Annotated in this window: 11 protein-coding genes; 10 read left to right on the top strand and 1 reads right to left on the bottom strand. The window is 58.7% G+C overall.

The annotated features are described in order from the left end of the window. Positions 1-157 precede the first annotated feature (157 nt). The 10 genes from EPN96_06980 (at position 158) to EPN96_07025 (ending at position 15,381) form a co-directional block, all read left to right on the top strand. The gene (locus EPN96_06980) at positions 158-2,521 is read left to right on the top strand and encodes a hybrid sensor histidine kinase/response regulator (protein TAL16916.1); all 2,364 of its coding nucleotides are present in this window, start codon (positions 158-160) and stop codon (positions 2,519-2,521) included. An 8-nt stretch (positions 2,522-2,529) separates the two neighbouring features. Then, entirely contained in the window at positions 2,530-3,615 is a 1,086-nt protein-coding gene (cheB, locus tag EPN96_06985) for a chemotaxis-specific protein-glutamate methyltransferase CheB (GenBank protein ID TAL16917.1), read from the top strand. A gap of 83 nt (positions 3,616-3,698) precedes the next feature. Then, positions 3,699-5,111, top strand: coding sequence for a hybrid sensor histidine kinase/response regulator (locus EPN96_06990; GenBank protein ID TAL16918.1), 1,413 nt, complete (start codon positions 3,699-3,701; stop codon positions 5,109-5,111). Between the two features lie 8 nt (positions 5,112-5,119). Beyond that, positions 5,120-5,500 carry a response regulator gene (locus EPN96_06995; GenBank protein ID TAL16919.1) on the top strand — a complete coding sequence of 127 codons (381 nt, stop codon included), beginning with the start codon at positions 5,120-5,122 and terminating at the stop codon, positions 5,498-5,500. 454 nt (positions 5,501-5,954) lie between these two features. Continuing rightward, the gene (locus EPN96_07000) at positions 5,955-9,755 is read left to right on the top strand and encodes a hypothetical protein (protein ID TAL16920.1); all 3,801 of its coding nucleotides are present in this window, start codon (positions 5,955-5,957) and stop codon (positions 9,753-9,755) included. 307 nt (positions 9,756-10,062) lie between these two features. Next, complete coding sequence (locus EPN96_07005) at positions 10,063-11,310, top strand: hypothetical protein (GenBank protein TAL16921.1); 1,248 nt, start codon at positions 10,063-10,065, stop codon at positions 11,308-11,310. Beyond that, complete coding sequence (locus EPN96_07010) at positions 11,297-12,706, top strand: sigma-54-dependent Fis family transcriptional regulator (protein ID TAL16922.1); 1,410 nt, start codon at positions 11,297-11,299, stop codon at positions 12,704-12,706. The genes EPN96_07005 and EPN96_07010 overlap by 14 nt, the downstream gene beginning before the upstream one ends. Positions 12,707-13,301: 595 nt before the next feature. Continuing rightward, positions 13,302-13,799, top strand: coding sequence for a roadblock/LC7 domain-containing protein (locus tag EPN96_07015; GenBank protein ID TAL16923.1), 498 nt, complete (start codon positions 13,302-13,304; stop codon positions 13,797-13,799). 2 nt (positions 13,800-13,801) lie between these two features. After that, the gene (locus tag EPN96_07020; GenBank protein TAL16924.1) at positions 13,802-14,428 is read left to right on the top strand and encodes a gliding motility protein; all 627 of its coding nucleotides are present in this window, start codon (positions 13,802-13,804) and stop codon (positions 14,426-14,428) included. An 8-nt stretch (positions 14,429-14,436) separates the two neighbouring features. Then, the gene (locus tag EPN96_07025) at positions 14,437-15,381 is read left to right on the top strand and encodes a hypothetical protein (protein ID TAL16925.1); all 945 of its coding nucleotides are present in this window, start codon (positions 14,437-14,439) and stop codon (positions 15,379-15,381) included. Positions 15,382-15,802: 421 nt separating this feature from the next. Here EPN96_07025 and EPN96_07030 read toward each other — a convergent pair whose 3' ends face one another. Continuing rightward, positions 15,803-17,017 carry a hypothetical protein gene (locus EPN96_07030; protein ID TAL16926.1) on the bottom strand — a complete coding sequence of 405 codons (1,215 nt, stop codon included), beginning with the start codon at positions 17,015-17,017 and terminating at the stop codon, positions 15,803-15,805. Positions 17,018-17,020: the final 3 nt, after the last annotated feature.

Genomic DNA, 17,020 nt, shown 5'->3' on the forward strand with positions numbered 1-17,020 from the left:
TCAGGTGGCTCTCGCTATGGACAACATACGGCAGGCGAGCGAGCAGAACGTCACCGGCATGAGGCAGGTGGAACTTACCGTCCAGAACCTCCACGACCTTGGGCAAAAGCTCAAACGGCTGGTGGAGCAGTACAAGGTGTAGGAACCCGAGGTTTTAATGGTTAACAAGGACGCTGAATTTCTCAAAAGGCTGCTCGCCACCTTCAGAATAGAGGCGGACGAGCATCTGAAGGGCATTTCTTCCGGCCTTTTCGAGCTGGAAAAATGCCGGGATCCCGAGCGTGAAGCCCAGCTCGTGGAGACGATTTTCCGTGAAGCCCACAGCCTCAAGGGGGCCGCGCGCGCGGTCAACCTCACCGACGTCGAATCCCTCTGCCAGCCCCTTGAGAGCGTCTTTTCCTCGCTGAAAAAGAAGGAGACGCACCCCTGCCCGGAACTCTTTAACCTCCTTCAGGAAGCCCTCGACCTCCTCGACCGCTTGCTAAAGACCACCGGCGCGGAGCGAAGTCCCAAGGACAAGGCGCTCCACGAGGAGATGGTGAGGCGGCTGAGAACGGCCCCCGCCGGAGAGAGAGGGCAGAGCCGGGAGCCAAGTCCGCCGGTGGAAACCCCGGCGGTGGAAACGGGGGAGACGAACTGGTGCGAATTTCCGCCCGTCTGCTCCCCGGAAGAGAAAGAGGAAATCCCTTCCCCTCCCCCGGCGCGGGCTCCCGGATATCCGCCTCCCCAGCCTCCCCCGGTCATCGCGGAGACCGTGCGGGTTTCCACTGCGAAGCTCTCTTCGATGCTCCTCAAGTCCGAGGAGATGCTTTCCGCTAAACTGGCGGCGTGGCAACGGGCGCTCGACCTGCGCTCGGCCAACGAGGCTTTCGGAGTCTGGAAAAAGGAGTGGGCGAGAATCCACCCCCTCGCGCAGGAGCTGCGGTCCGCCGCGAAGCAGGGCGGCGGAAGGATAAACGGCGACGGGGAGACCCTTCGGCTTCTGGGCAGGGTTCTGGATTTCATGGAATGGAGCGGAATCTTCGTCAAAGCGCTCCAAGAGAGATACTCCGCCGAGGCGAGGAGCATCGAGCGTGACGGCCGGGCTCTGGGGGGGATGGTGAACAGCCTTCTGGAGGACATGAAGAAGGTTCTGATGTTCCCCTTCTCCTCTCTCCTTGAAATTCTCCCGAAACTCGTGCGGGATCTCTCGCGCGACAGCGGCAAGGAGGTGGACCTCGTCCTTCGCGGCGAGGATATCGAGATTGACCGGCGGATTCTGGAGGAGATGAAAGACCCTCTGGTTCACCTGATACGAAACTGCATCGACCACGGCATCGAGACCCCCGCCGAACGAAGGCGAAAAAACAAACCTGAGCGCGGAACGGTCACGGTCTCGGTAGCGCCCAGGGACGACAAGGTAGAGCTCATCGTCGCCGACGACGGGGCGGGAATATCCCTCGCCGAGGTTCGCTCTTCTCTGGTCAAGCTCGGCGTCTTCTCCGGGGAGAAGGCGGAGGAATTGTCCGAGCGGGAGCTTTTGCCGTACGTCTTCCAGTCGGGAGTCTCCACGACCCGGATAATAACCGAATTGTCCGGCAGGGGACTCGGCCTAGCCATCGTCAGGGAAAAGGTCGAGAAGCTCGGCGGAACGGTGACCCTTGAAACCGCGCCGGACGCCGGAACCACCTTTAGCATCGTGCTCCCCCTTACGGTAGCCACTTTTCGCGGCATACTCGTGAGGGCGGGCGGACGCGACTTCGTCCTGCCCACCATGCACGTCAAGCGGGCCGTCCGGCTGAATAAAAGCGAGATAAAGACGGTTGAAAACCGCGAGACAATACTTATGGATAAAGAGCCGCTCTCTCTGGCGCGGCTGACGGCGGTGCTGGGGCTCCCTTCGGGAAAAGCCGCCGATTCCTCCGATATGGCGTCGGCGGTCGTGCTCACCGGCTCGGGCGCGCAGATCGCCTTTCTGGTGGACGAAATACTGAACGAGCAGGAGGTATTGCTGAAAGGGCTGGGGCGGCAGCTCTCGCGGGTCCGCAACGTCGCAGGGGCGACCATCCTCGGCAGCGGCAAGGTAGTGCCGATACTGAACGTCCCGGATCTCCTCAAATCCGCCGTGAGGGTCGCCGCGCCTGCCGCCGTCGAAACGGGCGGGGAAGAAGCGGAGCGAAAACGGTCCGTCATGGTAGTCGAGGACTCCATCACGACCAGGACCCTGCTCCAGAATATCATTGAGGTCGCGGGCTTCGAGGTCGTCACCGCGGTTGACGGCATCGACGCTCTGACCAAACTGCGGACCTTCGATTTCGACATTGTGGTTTCCGACGTGGACATGCCCCGGATGAACGGGTTCGAGCTCACCTCGAAGATACGCGGCGACAGGAAGCTGGAGAGCCTGCCGGTGGTGCTGGTGACCGCGCTTTCCTCCCGCGAGGACAGGGAGCGGGGCATCGACGTGGGAGCGAACGCCTACATAGTAAAGAGCAGCTTTGATCAGGGCAACCTTCTTGAGGTTATCAACCGGCTGGTTTAGAGGTAGAGATGACAAGAGTTTTGATTGTGGAAGATTCACCGGTGGAACAGGCGCTGCTGGCCCATATCCTGAACTCGGACCCCTCGATTGAGGTGGCCGGAGTGGCCGACGACGGCCAAAAGGCGCTTTCGGCGGTGGAACGCCTTAACCCCGATCTGGTCACGATGGACATTCACATGCCGAATCTCAACGGCTTCGAGACGACCCGCCGGATCATGGAGGAAAATCCCCTGCCCATCGTCATCGTCAGCGGAAGCACCAATATAATGGATGCCGACAAGACCTTCCGGGCGATGGAGGCGGGTGCTCTGGCTCTGGTGCGGAAACCCAGGGGGGTAGGTCATCCGGACCACGCCGGGGACGCAAGGGAGCTCATAAAAACCGTAAAGGCGATGAGCGAGGTGAAGGTGGTCAAGCGCTGGGCGCGCGCCCGCGCGCCCCTTCCCCAGCCCAATCCCGTGATAATCGACCGCGCCCCCGCCGAGATCAGGGCGGTGGCCATCGGAGCCTCCACCGGCGGACCGGCGGTGCTGCAGACCATCATCTCGGGCCTGCCGGCGGACTTTCCCGCCCCGGTTCTGATCGTTCAGCATATGTCGGCGGGCTTCATGGAGAGCTTCGTCGCGTGGATAAGCTCTTCCACCCGTTTCCCGGTCAAGCTCGGCGTTCACGGCGAGATTATCGTCCCCGGCACGGCTTACCTCGCGCCCGACGGTTTCCACATGCTGGCGGGAAAGGACGGCCGGATAACCCTCGCCAGGAACGGCGATGCATCCGGCCTTTGCCCCTCGGTGGCCCGCCTCTTCCGCTCGGTGGCGGAAGCCTTCGGCCAAAACGCCGTCGGGGTGCTCCTGACGGGAATGGGAAGAGACGGGGCGGACGAGCTGAAACTGATGAGGAGCATGGGGGCCGTGACCATAGTTCAGGACAGGGAAAGCTCGGTGGTCTTCGGAATGCCGGGAGAGGCGCTACGGCTCGACGCCGCTGATTACGTCCTCCCTCCGGAAAGAATCGCGGGGTTCCTCGCCGGTATCGTAAAGCCGCGTAGCGGCGGAGCAAGCGACAGAAAGCTCCTGCCGCTGTACCGGACATAACTACCGGCCAGGCGAGCTCCGGATGAGCACGCGACGAAAAAAATACAGGCTCGCAGCGGTTTTTCAGCGGCAGCCGGGAAAGGATGGGGGAAATGAGCGAACGGCAAACGGAGAGGAATCCAAGCCTCATAATGATAGTCGAGGACAGTCTGACCCAGCTTGAGGAACTAAGGTACGTCCTTGAGAAAAACGATTATCAGGTGGTCTCCGCCTGCAACGGGCTCGAAGCCCTGTCGGTTCTGAAAAGGGAAAAACCGATCGCCGTGGTAAGCGACATTGTCATGCCGGAGATGAACGGTTACGACCTGTGCCGCCGCATAAAGGGATGCGAGGATTTAAAGAGCACTCCGGTCATTCTCCTTACCTCCCTTTCCGATCCGGACGACGTGATAATGGGCCTCGAATGCGGAGCCGACTATTTCATAATGAAGCCCTACAACGAGCAGTTCCTCCTCTCCCGGCTCCAGCACATCATCGCAAACCGCCAGTTCGACAACAACAACAGCGCCAAAATGGGGCTCGTTATCTTTTTTCGGGGCAAGAAGTACTTCATTACCTCCGACAGACTGCAGATACTGAACCTCCTCCTCTCCACCTACGAAACCGCCATCCAGAAAAATCAGGATCTCACCAGGGCCACCGAAGAGCTGTCAGTCCTCAACGAGCGGCTGGAAATGAAAATGGAGGAGCTCGCGGAGGCGAACCGGAAGTTCAAGGACATGAATGAAGAACTTCACCAGCAAAGGGAGGTCGCGGAGAGGGCGAAGCTTCAGGCATGCGAGGCGAGCCGGGCCAAGTCCGATTTTCTCGCCAACATGAGTCACGAACTTCGGACGCCGCTCAACTCCATCATCGGCTTTTCCGAGCTGCTTGAAGACGAGGTGTCCGGGCCGGTCAACGAAAAGCAGAAAGAGTACATAAAATACATCTTCGCAAGCGGGCAGCACCTTCTGAAGCTGATTAACGATATTCTCGACATCTCAAAGGTCGAATCGGGAAAGATGGCGCTGGAGCCAAGCGAAGTGAATCTGCAAGAAGCGGTCACGACCGCGCTGGCGATGCTGCAGGAAAAAGCGCTCAAACACTCCATAAAATTCGCCTTCGAGATATCTCCCGAGGCGGAAGTCCCGATAGTCGCCGACGAAAGAAAATTAAAACAGATTATGTTCAATCTTCTGTCAAACGCGGTCAAATTCACCCCGGACGGAGGCAGCGTGCGCGTATCCGTCAGGAGAAACCGGGGGACGGGGGCCGAAGGCGACTCCGTCGAGATTTCAGTCATCGACACCGGCACAGGCATAAGCCGGGAGGATTTGCCCAAGCTTTTTAAAGAGTTCAGCCAGCTTGTCACGCCCTCCGGCAAGAGAGGCGAAGGCACCGGTCTCGGCCTGGCCCTGACCAAGAGGCTCGTCGAGCTCCACGGCGGCAGAATCTGGGTCGAAAGCGAACTCAAAAAGGGGAGCGTATTCGCCTTCACAATCCCGGTGAGGCAATGAGGGAGGGCATGGCGCGCAAGATACTCATCGTGGAGGACAACGAAAATAACCGCATATTGCTCCGCGACGTTCTGGTTTTTAACGGCTATACGGTTCTCGAAGCGTGCGACGGCGCGGCCGGGGTCAGGATGGCGCGGGAACAGAGGCCCGACATCATCCTCATGGACCTCCACATGCCCGTCATGGACGGTTTCACCGCCCTTCGAGTGCTGAAAGAGGACCCGGCGACTAAAGACCTGGGGATTATCGCAGTGACCTCTCTCGCCATGAGGGGGGACAAAGAAAAGATAATCGAAGCGGGTTTTGACGATTACATACCGAAACCCGTCAATACGAGAGAACTGCCGGTAATTGTGGAGAACAACCTCCTGCGCCGCGAAAGCCCTTAGGCGCAAGCCCCGCCTTCTCCAGCCCGTATTCCTTAAATACCTCCGGTTGTTAAGCCGGAGGTATTTTTCATTCGCGAATTCACGTAGGACAACTCCTACCGTTTCAGGGAAAAATTCCTACAGAAAAATAGTCCTTTCACCCTCTGGCTTTTTGTGCGCCCCGGTCTAACGTTAACCCATCAGAATATTTTTGTGGCTGTGCGCCGGGGTTTACGCCGCGGAGGGGATGGTTTTTTTCCATGCGCCCGACTTTTATATGCATCGACCAACCGGAAAGGAGCGGAAAATGAAAGTCAGTAGTAGTAAAGGCCCTAAAATATCTTCGAGGCCAAAGCCGTACGGGATATTGCTGCTTATAGCGATATTCCTCTCCCTGGGAATTTGCAGCACTTTCGCGCAAGCGGAGGATCTGCTTTACGGTCGTAAGGCCCCGACCAAGTTCAGGGCGACGACGATGGAGGAAAGAGCGGCCGCAGCCGAGCGCGCCAGAATCCAGAGGGAAGCGGAAGCGGCGGCGGGAGGGACTGCTCCATCCGCTGCTCCCGGCGCACCACCGGTGATTTCGCTTTACGATCTTTACTTCGGTCCTTATCCGAACTACGCTTACAGCCCCTTCCCCGTTGTCGACCCCGTCACGGGCGCGATAACCGGAGGAATAAGAAAGTTCGTAAACACCCTCCCCGGCGTAGGGGCGGCCAACGCCAACAATCTCGGCAACTACATCCCCCTCGCCACAGCCGATACCACTACTTACCCCGGTTCGGATTATTACGAAATCGGCCTGGAGCAATATACCCAGCAGGTGCATTCGGATCTTCCGGCCACCACCTTCCGGGGATACAAGGATATGCTCGGGGTCGGGGCTGACGCGAACCCCCACTATCTCGGCCCGCTGATCCTCGCCCAGAAAAATAGGCCTGTCCGCGTCAAGTTCACCAACCTTCTCCCCACGGGGGCCGAGGGCAATCTTTTTCTGCCCGTCGATACCTCCATTATGGGAGCGGGAATGGGCCCGGACGGCACCAATTACGCGCAGAACCGCGCGGGCCTCCACCTCCACGGAGGCAACACCCCGTGGATAAGCGACGGCACCGCCCACCAGTGGACCGTCCCGGCGGGCGAAACGACCTCTTTCCCCAAGGGACTTTCCACCCAGAACGTGCCGGATATGCCGGTCGCCGGCCCCGGCGAAATGACCTTTTACTACCCGAACCAGCAAAGCGGCACGCTGCTCTTCTACCACGACCACGCTTACGGCATCACCCGCCTTAACGTCTACGCGGGCGAGGCTGCGGGCTACCTGTTAACCGATCCGACGGAAGAGGGTCTGATCAACAACGGCGTAATCCCCGGACTCGGCGAAACAGTCTACCGCTACGGCATACCTCTCATCATTCAGGACAAGACCTTCGTACCGAACCCTGCGGCTATCGCCGCGCAGGATCCGACCTGGATATGGGGCCCCGAGGGCGGCCTCTGGCTCCCCCACGTCTACATGCCCAACCAGAATCCGAACGACCTGGCGGGTGCAAGCGCAATGGGCCGTTGGGACTACGGGCCGTGGTTCTGGCCTCCCTTCGTGGGAATCGCGAATGACCCCATTACCCTGCCGGACGGCAGGGTGGTGCCGAACATTCCCCAGCCCTCGATCGTGCCGGAAGCCTTCATGGACACTCCGATCGTCAACGGCACTCCGTACCCCACCCTTCCGGTCGCGAGAAAAGCGTACCGTTTTCGCATCCTGAACGCCGCCAACGACCGCTTTTTGAATCTCCAGCTCTATTACGCGGATCCGACCATCCTCCCCGGCCAGCCCGGATACGGGACTGAAGTCAAAATGGTTCCCGCCCTGCCATTCGCCGGCCTGCCGCCGAGCTGGCCCACCGACGCGAGAGAGGGCGGTGTGCCCGACCCCGCCACCGCCGGCCCCTCTATGATCCAGATAGGCACAGAGGGAGGCCTTCTGCCCGCGCCGGTCGTTATACCGCCCACGCCGGTCGGCTACAATTACAACCGCAGGGACATAACCGTTCTGAACGTTCAGAACCGCGCCCTTTTTCTCGGCCCGGCGGAGCGCGCCGACGTCATAATCGACTTCTCGGGGGTTCCCGACGGAGCGAAGCTGATTCTTTACAACGACGCCCCCGCGCCGGTTCCCGCTTTTGACCCGCGCTACGACTTCTACACCGGAAACCCCGATTACACCACCACGGGAGGCGCGCCCTCGACGCTGCCCGGCTACGGCCCCAACACCCGCACCGTCATGCAGTTCACGGTGTCCGGCGCTACGCCTGCGCCCGCTTTCGATCTCGCCGGTTTGCAGGCTGCTTTCATCTCTACCCCCACGGCTCCGGGCGCTTACGCCTCGGCGCAGATGGCGCCCCTCGTGCCCGAATCCGCTTACGGCCCGGCCTTCGACGCTGTCTATCAGGACAACTACGTAAGGATTTCGGACAACACCTTCACCTTCAGCCCGGACGCCGCAACTCCGCCGACTACCGTCGCCCTGCTGCCCAAGACGATAGCGGAGGAATTCGAGCTCATCTACGGGCGCATGAACGCCACTCTGGGTGTGGAATTGCCCCTTACCAACTTCGCGAACCAGACGACGGTAATGTTGTCGTACATCGATCCTCCCACCGAAATCATAAACGACGGAGAGACGCAGTACTGGAAGATCACCCACAACGGCGTCGATACCCACGCCATACATTTTCACCTCTTCCAGGTGCAGATTATAAACCGCGTCGGCTGGGACGGAGCGATTCGCGGGCCGCTGCCGAACGAACTCGGCTGGAAAGATACGGTCCTGATGAACCCGCTGGAAGACATCGTGGTCGCGATGCGGCCTTTCAAGCAGGTTTTGCCCTGGGGGCTGCCCAGAAGCATACGGCCTCTGGACGTCACCGCGCCGGTGGGCTCTACGGGCCAATTCACAGGCACAGACCCTTACACCGGCAACCCGGTCAGGGTAACAAACGAGCTTACCGACTACGGTTGGGAATACGTCTGGCACTGCCACCTCCTGGGTCATGAAGAAAACGACATGATGCGTCCCATCGTGTTTAACATCTGGGAAATAGTGCCCGACGCGCCCACCCAGCTTTTGGCGATAACCGGCATACGCCCGACGCGAATCAATTTGACCTGGAGCGACAACACCGCAATCGAAGTCGGCTATAAAGTCGAACGCGCTACGGGCACCGGGCCATTTTCCCTTATAGCCACGCTTCCCGCGGACACGACTTCCTACGCCGACACAACGGCCTCTTTGTTTGTCGCCTACACCTACAAGGTTTACGCCTACAACACGACAGGTAATTCGCCCCCGGCAACCGCGCTTGCCACCGGCGTGACCCTCACGGCGAGCCCCGCCTCTCCCAGGACAGTCGGCACCTCCGTTGTCTTTACCGCAGCCGGCTTTGGCGGAGCAGGCGCTTACCAGTACGAATTTCATCTCAAGGGCCCGCCCACCGGCAACGTGGACACCATTGTGCGGCCCTACTCAACCGTTCCGACCTGGACACTGAACTCCTCGGCTTCGTATGTCGGGGTGAACAGCGTAACCGTATACGTGCGCTCCGGGGGCGTTACAAGCGCCTTCGAGTCCGGGAAAACCTTAAACTACACATTCACCGGCCTGTCCCCCGCGACGGGAGCGACCCTGACCTCAAGTCTTTCAAGCCCGCGTCTTGCGGGGGTGACGGTCACTTTTACCGCATCGGGTAGCGGCGGTACGGGCAATTACCAGTACCAGTTCGTCCTCAAGGGGCCGTCCACCGGCAACGTCGCCCAGGTGGTCAGAGCGTATTCCACGACCACTACGTGGAGCTGGGTAACCTCGGCCGCGAACATCGGAAAAAATACGATTACGGTGAACGTACGTTCAGCGGGCAACAGTTCGCCTTACGACGTACAGAAGAGCATGTCTTTCGACATAACGTCGCTGGCTCCCGCGACGGGCGTTACTCTCACCTCCAACGTCCGCAGCCCGCAGATTCTGGGCTCCACCATCAACTTTACCGCCAGCGGCACAGGCGGCACCGGAACCTACGAGTACCAGTTTATACTGAAGGGGCCGGCCACCAACAACATCAGTACGGTGATGCGTCCGTACTCCGCGACTCCGACCTGGATGTGGAACACCAGCGAACTCGATCAGGGTTCAAACATAATCACCGTGTACGTGCGCTCGGTGGGCAATACCACAAAGTATGACACCGCCAGGAGCGTACTCTACTCGATAACCCCCTGAGACTGGAAAAAGCACCGGAGGGAGGTTTGAAGCCTTCCTCCGGCGCTCCGGTTCAACCAAAGTCCATTTGACACCTGAAAAGCCCTCCCGCAAAGGAGGGCTTTTCGTTGTCTTGAATCTTCCCTGCCCATGCCCTCAGGCCGCTCCCGCTACGCGGTTTTCGCCCACACATTATGGCCTCCGATATTCCCCGCCGCCTCTTGACTTTTTTTGCCCCCGGGTGTAATTAAAACGGTGTATGTAAAATATTTCACGCGTCGAACTCACCATACCCTCACCTCACAATCAAATTGCGGGAGAACGGATCGTGGAAAGAGCGGAAATAATACCGCTCGGCGGCAAAGAGCGATTCTGCGGGAAAGGCGACCTTCCTGACCCGCTCTCTTCGCACTTTTCTCTCTTCGGCTCCTCCCCGCACTGTCAGGCGATATTAAACCGCCTTCTGGACGCGGTTTTGCACATTCTGCCCTGCGAGGAGGCGCACGCGGTAATCTTTGAGGACGACTCCCTCGAAATCCTCTCGGAGACAAGCCGCTGCCGCCGCAGCCTTGTCCCCTCGCGCCCCTTCACCCCTTCAGCTCTTTCAAAACTCCCGAAACTCGCGGACAAGTCGGCAATCATCTGCTCCTCTCCCGAATCGGAGTCGATCCTTCACATCCCGATGCAGCTTGAGGAGCGCCTTTACGGCGCCGTGACGGCGGTCTTTGAAAAAAAATGGAGGCCGTCTCCGGGGGAAAAGACCTCCGTTTCCTCTATCGCGCTTCTTTCGGAGTGCGCGCTCTTCACGGTTCTGGAGCTTGAGCGGAGGCAGGCCCGGTACGACGAACTGGTGGTTCAGACCGAGAAGCTTACGGCCCTCGGCCGCATGGCGGCGGGCATAGCCCACGAAATAAACAACCCCCTGACCGGCATCCTTCTCTTCAGCTCCTCCATGGCCAACAAGATGACTTTAGCCGACCCCCGCCGCGAGTCTCTCGAAGTGATAATCGAGGAGACGATACGCTGCCGGAGCATCCTTCGGGACCTTCTGGAGTTTTCGCGGGGCTCGCGCCCCTGCAAGGAGCTGGCGGACCCCAATTCGGTAATCGCCAAGGCGGTCTCCATCACCGAAAACGAGTTTAGAATCCGCAGGGTGCGGGTCGAGCAGAACATCGACCCCGGTCTGCCCGAGATACTCATCGATTCCTCGCAGATCGAGCAGGTTCTCATAAACCTTCTCATAAACGCCGCCGAGGCGACCCCCGCGAACGGGCGCGTTTTGGTCAAAAGCCTGATCGACAGGCAGAAAAGCACCGTTTCCATCGAGATAAGCGATACCGGCTGCGGCATACCGGCGGAAAACATCGACAAGATTTTCGAGCCCTTTTTTTCGACCAAGGACAAGGGAACGGGGCTCGGGCTGGCCGTGAGCTATGGAATCGTCCTTAACCACGGCGGCAAGCTCCGCTACTCGAAACCTGCCGGTTGGTCAACGCGCTTTACGGTAGAGCTTCCCCTCTACCCCCCTTCCGACCCCGACACCTCAAAAATCAGGAAATCAGATGGACCCGATTAGAATCGCCATTATCGACGACGAGCGTTCGATACGAAACGGCTGCAAGCTCATCCTCTCGGAAAGAGGCTACGACATCAGCCTCTTCGAGACCGGCGCGGCGGGGCTCAAAGCTCTTTCCGACAAGAACTACCACCTCGTGCTTCTGGATCTGAAGCTCCCCGACATCGACGGGATGGAGATACTTAGCCGGATGCGGCGCATAAAGCCCGGCCTTCATTTCATCGTGATGACCGGCTATTCCACCGTTCAGGTGGCGATAGAGGCGATGAAAAACGGGGCCTTCGACTACCTGCCCAAACCCTTTTCGGAAGACGAGCTTCTCCTCTCGATAGATCAGGCGATAGACAAGATCAAGCTGATAGAAGAAAACCAGTACCTCAAAAAGGAGCTTATCAGCCGCTTCCGGTCGCACGAGATAGTGGGGGAAAACCAGAAGATGCTGGAGGTCTTCGCAAAGGCGAAAAAAGTCGCCCCCACCGATTCCACCGTCCTTTTTATCGGGGAGAGCGGCACGGGAAAGGAGCTTTTCGCCAGCTTCATCCACACGAACTCCGACAGGGCGACGAAGCAGTTTTTCGCGGTGGACTGCTCGACCTTTTCCCCCAGCCTCCTCGAAAGCGAGCTCTTCGGCCACGTCAAGGGAGCCTTTACCGGCGCGGTAATGGACAAGCCGGGGATCTTCGAGATCGCCGAGGGCGGCACCCTCTTTCTCGACGACATAGCGAACCTCAGCCTCGAAACCCAGACAAAGCTCCTTCGCGTCCTCGAAATGCGCGAATTCAAGCCCGTGGGCGGCACCAGGGTCAAGACAGCAAACATAAGGGTCGTCGCTGCGACCAACAAGGAACTCAAGACGATGGTGGAGGAGGGAACCTTCCGGGAGGACCTCTACTACAGGCTTAACGTCTTCCCCATCTATCTGCCGCCCCTCCGCGAGAGGCGCGACGATATTCCCCGCCTCGCCTACACCTTCCTTCGCCTCTTTTGCCGCAAAACCGGCAAACGCATAAACGGCTTCACCGAAAACGCCCTCTCCGTGCTGGTCGGCAGGGACTGGCCGGGCAATGTGAGGGAGCTGAAAAACGTGATTGAAAGGCTCTTCATCCTCGCGGAAGGTGAGATGATAGACTCGGCGGTGCTGGCGGCGCACCTTCACCCCCACCAGTCGATTCTGACCAATCCCCTCGTCCCGGAAACCCTCGAAGAACTCAAGGAGGCCAAAAAGCGCATCCTCGAACAGACCTTCGCCCAGGTCGAGAGAAGCTTTTTGCTGAACGCCCTTCGCCTCTGCGAAGGCAACGTCACCAGGGCTTCCGAACGCACGGGGATGAAGCGTCCGAACTTCCACGCACTGATGAAAAAGCATTCCATCAGGTATACCAGATCGCTCTCTTGAACCTCCGAGAAAAGACAATCAGGGCTCTAATTGCCGTATAGTATTTCATACATATCCAAGTTACCGTAATCTCTGGGCTTTATTGATTTTACGCGCTTTGCGGTGTATCCCGTTACATTCACGCCGTCATATCTTCTTTTTTCCTCTTCTGAATTAACCAATTAATTCAATGGCTTGCGGTTCCATTCTCTAATCCGGCACGCGCCGTTTCCGGGTACGGACCTTGCTCTATACGGTCTTGTAGCGACGTTTAAATCACCGTCTACAGGACCTAAGGAGCTTGAACGATGAATCCCGGAGTCTACTTTCTTTTGAGCGAAGCCATACTTTGCGGAATAATTGCGCCCCTGGCCGCAATCGCGATTCTGATACACCGCAGATATCATATCTAAAGCGGAACCCTTTTTGCGGCGACGGCAGGCTGTCCGGCGCCTCAGGCAGAAGAACGGGTAAACGAAAGCTGTAACGGACTTGTCCGCCCGGTTTTCGTTTGCCTTTTTTTATTGCGCCCCGGGCAACCGTTTCGCCCGTAACCGCGCTTGCCCATTGACAGAAACCCGGTATTAGTCCAAGATTTATACTTGACGTTAAGTTTATGCGCGCCAAAGGTGACAGCCGCAAGGTTTCCGCACCGGCCGGCGATTGGGCGGTCGCCCAAACCAATTTTTTTAAGTCCTCTTGCTACGGAGCTTCGGCAATGGAATTCGTTCTTTCCGAAAAGACCCTTCAGGAAATCGACCGGGTACTTGATGAAGACCTCCTCTCATCCGGTGCCTCGTGCGCCATGATAGTCGACCGTTCGGGGTATCTGATAGCGAACAGGGGCGACCCTTCCGACATGGACGTGGTGGCCCTGGCCGCCCTTTCCGCGGCCAATTACGGCGTTACGGAAGAGATTGCGCGCCTTGTGGGCGAAGACAACTTCAGCCTCCTCTTCCACAAGGGCAAAAACGAGTCCATCCATTACACCAAGATCGGGGAGGACTTCTTTCTCATAACCCTCTTCGCCAAAGACGTTTCTCTCGGGCTCATGAGGCTTAAAACCGCTAAGGTGAAAACCCATCTGACTCCGCTTTTGAGGGAGGATATCTAAAAGTGTCTTTCCTTGATCTCTCAAAGCGCGAGGTTCACGTCAAAATCGTTTATTACGGCCCCGGCAGGGGCGGAAAAACAACGAATCTCATTCATATTCACCGCGCTATGACCGACGCCGTCCGCGGGCAGATGGTGTCAATCGACACCAAGCAGGATCGCACGCTTTTTTTCGACTTCCTGCCCCTTAGCCTCGGCAAGATCTTCGGCTTCGACATCCGCATCCAGCTTTTCACCGTCCCCGGCCAGGTCATCTACAACGCCACCAGAAAGCTTGTGCTAAAGGGCGTGGACGGCGTCGCCTTCATCGCCGACGCGCAGGAGACCCAGCGGGAAAAGAACATGGAGAGCCTTGACAACCTTCGGGACAACCTGAAGGACATGGGCATCGACATGGCGCAGATTCCGCTGGTGCTTCAGTACAACAAGATGGACCTCGCCGCCGAGGGGATTCCCCTTCTCACCATCGATCAGATGCAAAAAGACATGAATTCGGTCTACAACGCCCCGTATTTCACCTCGAGCGCCGTCACCGGCGAGGGAGTCTTTGAAACCCTTCGCGAGATCAGCAAGCTTACGGTGAAAAACGTGGCCAGGAAGTTGATGCCCACTTTAACTGCAAAAAAGTAGGAACATCCATGAAACCTGGCGAACTGAACAAAATGGGCATAGACAACATCGATTCGATGATCGATCAGGCGATTGAGGACCTTTTCGTCCCGACCCGCCCGAAAGTTGAAGCGGCTCCCGAGCCCGCCGCGGAGGAGGCGCCCAAGGCCCCCGCGGAAGAGAAAACGGAATCGCTGGATTTCGAAATCTCCTGGGAGAAGACCCCCGCTACTGAAAAGCCCGCCGCCCCCGTCTTCGCGCCCGAGCCTCCCCCGCCGCCGCCCGCTCCCGCCGCTGAGGAACTCTTCGCGGCACCACCCCCGGCGGAGGAAAAGCTCGACGTTTCGATCTCCCGCCACCTCGCGGAAGCGGCTTCCTCGATGGAGGGAGAGGACGACGAGGAGGGGGCTCCGAAGATGACTATCTTAAAACCCCTCTACGAGAAGCTTCTTTCCCTCGACTGGGAGATAAACTCGGCGAACCTCGCAGCGGTTGAAAAGGCCCTTGCTGACCTCGCCCTCCAGACCCAGAGCAACATGCACGCGCAGACCGGGATAAAGATGATCGCCGTCTGCTGCAAATACATACGGGCTTCCAGGACCCTCGCCTCTCCCTTGGCGATGAAGTTTTTGCGCAAATCCCTCATGGCGCTGGATATCTTCCTCCAGCCCCCGAGCCCGGAGAGGCCGAGCAAGGACGCCCTTGTTAACGAGCTCATGGGCCTTTACAACGATATGAAGGAAGACGCAAACCGCCTCAGGGCGGTGGCTCTCCGCCAGCGTCAGGCCGCACAGCCCAAAGCGCCCGCCGTGGAGCCCAGGGTTTCGGCGCAGCCGATGCCCTCCGCTTTCGCCCCGCTTTTCTCAGCCCCGGCCGCGGACAACCCCGCCGACCTCCGCACCCAGATCGCCGAGGTGAAGCGCACCCTGAAGCTCCTTTTGGAAACGGTGGAGCGCATAGAGAGCCAGATGTAGAAATCAAGCCTCAACACGGCGTTAAAAAAGGCTGCCCGAAAGGCAGCCTTTGATTGCTGACAAAAACCCCGCGGAAGCGGGGATTTTTGTTATAGCACTATATGCGGATATTTCACCTCATTCGTAGTTGTAAAAAATACCTTCGAGCCGATAAGCAAACAAATACACTGCTTATCGGCGAGCCTTCTTTTCGTTCCCCACGCCCTCCGGCGCCAGCGAGTGAGGGAACGAGGGTGTTCCGAGCTCAATCTGAGCCGCAGCGAATTTGAGCTCGCCGAGCGACGAACGAGCGCCTTGGCGCAAAGGGGGCGCGCCTTTTCTTCCCGCTGCTTCTTTTGGGCGGTCAAAAGAAGCGGTGCCGGGTGCGGGCGGGCAGCCCGCAACCATTTAACTACATTCAGGGTTTTTTCTATGCTTTCTCTCAGTTCTTCTTCAGCTTTACCGAAAACAGCCTTCTCCATCTCTTCTCGTCGTCCTTCTCACCGCCGCCCTGCGCCGCGTAGATAAGATACGACGAGCCGCCGACGGTAAAGGAATTGAGGTCGGTGTTGAGCTGCGTTCCGGTCTTTTGCCTTTCGCGCTTCCTGGAGGGGTCGAGGGGCACGAAGGAGATCGGATTCATGTTAGCGGCGCTCTCCTCCACGGCGAAGATACCCGAGCCGTCGGGCGCCCAGCAGGGGCCGCCCCTGCTCGGAGGAATCACGTTTTCCATCAGCAGTACCGGCTCTCCCACGCCGTCCGCCCTTACGACGTAAAGATCGGTTCTGGTCTGATGGCTCTTCGGGTGGGCGAAAAAGGCGACCCTCTTGCCGTCCGGAGAAAAGCTCGGTCCGAGGCAGGAGTTCTGCCAGCCGGGAGTCAGGTCTCTGGTGGCGGTCCTCGCGACGACCTTCCTCACCCCCTCGTCGTTTTCCTTTATGAGCTTTTGCAGATCCTCGATTATGAAGAGGTGATCGACTCCGCCGAGGTGGCCGATGTAGGCGAGCTTCTTGCCGTCTGGGCTGAAAGCGGCGTAAAGCTCGGAGCCCGCCTCCTCGAAGGTGATCCGCTTCGTGGGGGAATTTTCGTCGAAGAAGGAGTAGAGGTAGAGGTCGCCCTCGCCCGTCCTGCCGCTGGCGTAGACGAGGTAATCGCCGTTTGGCGAAAAGGAGGGCTCGGAATCGTTCTCCGGGTGCTCGGTGATGAACCTTCTCTTGCCGGGGGCCTTGTAGAAGATGTCGAAGTTCACGCGGCTGGCGCCTCTGGAGGCTTCCTTGCGCGTCACGGCGACGGCGAGGGTCTGCCCTCTCGCGGTAGAGGGACCCCAGGCCGGGTGCTCGCTCACTATCTGGTCTCCCGGCCCTCCGAGGGAGAAGACGTCCTGCTTGTTTGAAGGTACCGCCTGCTCGACGGTTTTGAGCGCGAGGGGGTATGCGGCGGGATTTTGCAGTTCGGCCAGGTACACTTCGGCCGAATCGCCGTTGCCCCCCAAAAACTCGAAGAAAAGGGCTTTTCCGTCGGGGGAGAGGCGCGGGTTCGATATCTGCCCCTTGCCGTCAAGGCCTGCGACCGGCACGGGCTCCGCCGTTTCGGCCTGGTAGCCCGCGAATGCGTTAGCCGATGCCAAAACAAGTGCAGCGATAAGTAGCTTTTTCACGAT

It is taken from the genome of bacterium, assembly GCA_004322275.1.
Lineage (GTDB): Bacteria > Desulfobacterota > Deferrisomatia > Deferrisomatales > BM512 > SCTA01.

What these genes read in the sequence shown, in the direction of transcription:
- EPN96_07015 (TAL16923.1), top strand. Translation starts at nt 13,302, where the DNA reads ATGCGCGCCAAAGGTGACAGCCGCAAGGTTTCCGCACCGGCCGGCGAT.
- EPN96_07010 (TAL16922.1), top strand. Translation starts at nt 11,297, where the DNA reads ATGGACCCGATTAGAATCGCCATTATCGACGACGAGCGTTCGATACGA.
- EPN96_06995 (TAL16919.1), top strand. Translation starts at nt 5,120, where the DNA reads ATGGCGCGCAAGATACTCATCGTGGAGGACAACGAAAATAACCGCATA.
- EPN96_07025 (TAL16925.1), top strand. Translation starts at nt 14,437, where the DNA reads ATGAAACCTGGCGAACTGAACAAAATGGGCATAGACAACATCGATTCG.
- EPN96_06980 (TAL16916.1), top strand. Translation starts at nt 158, where the DNA reads ATGGTTAACAAGGACGCTGAATTTCTCAAAAGGCTGCTCGCCACCTTC.
- EPN96_06990 (TAL16918.1), top strand. Translation starts at nt 3,699, where the DNA reads ATGGGGGAAATGAGCGAACGGCAAACGGAGAGGAATCCAAGCCTCATA.
- cheB (TAL16917.1), top strand. Translation starts at nt 2,530, where the DNA reads ATGACAAGAGTTTTGATTGTGGAAGATTCACCGGTGGAACAGGCGCTG.
- EPN96_07000 (TAL16920.1), top strand. Translation starts at nt 5,955, where the DNA reads ATGGAGGAAAGAGCGGCCGCAGCCGAGCGCGCCAGAATCCAGAGGGAA.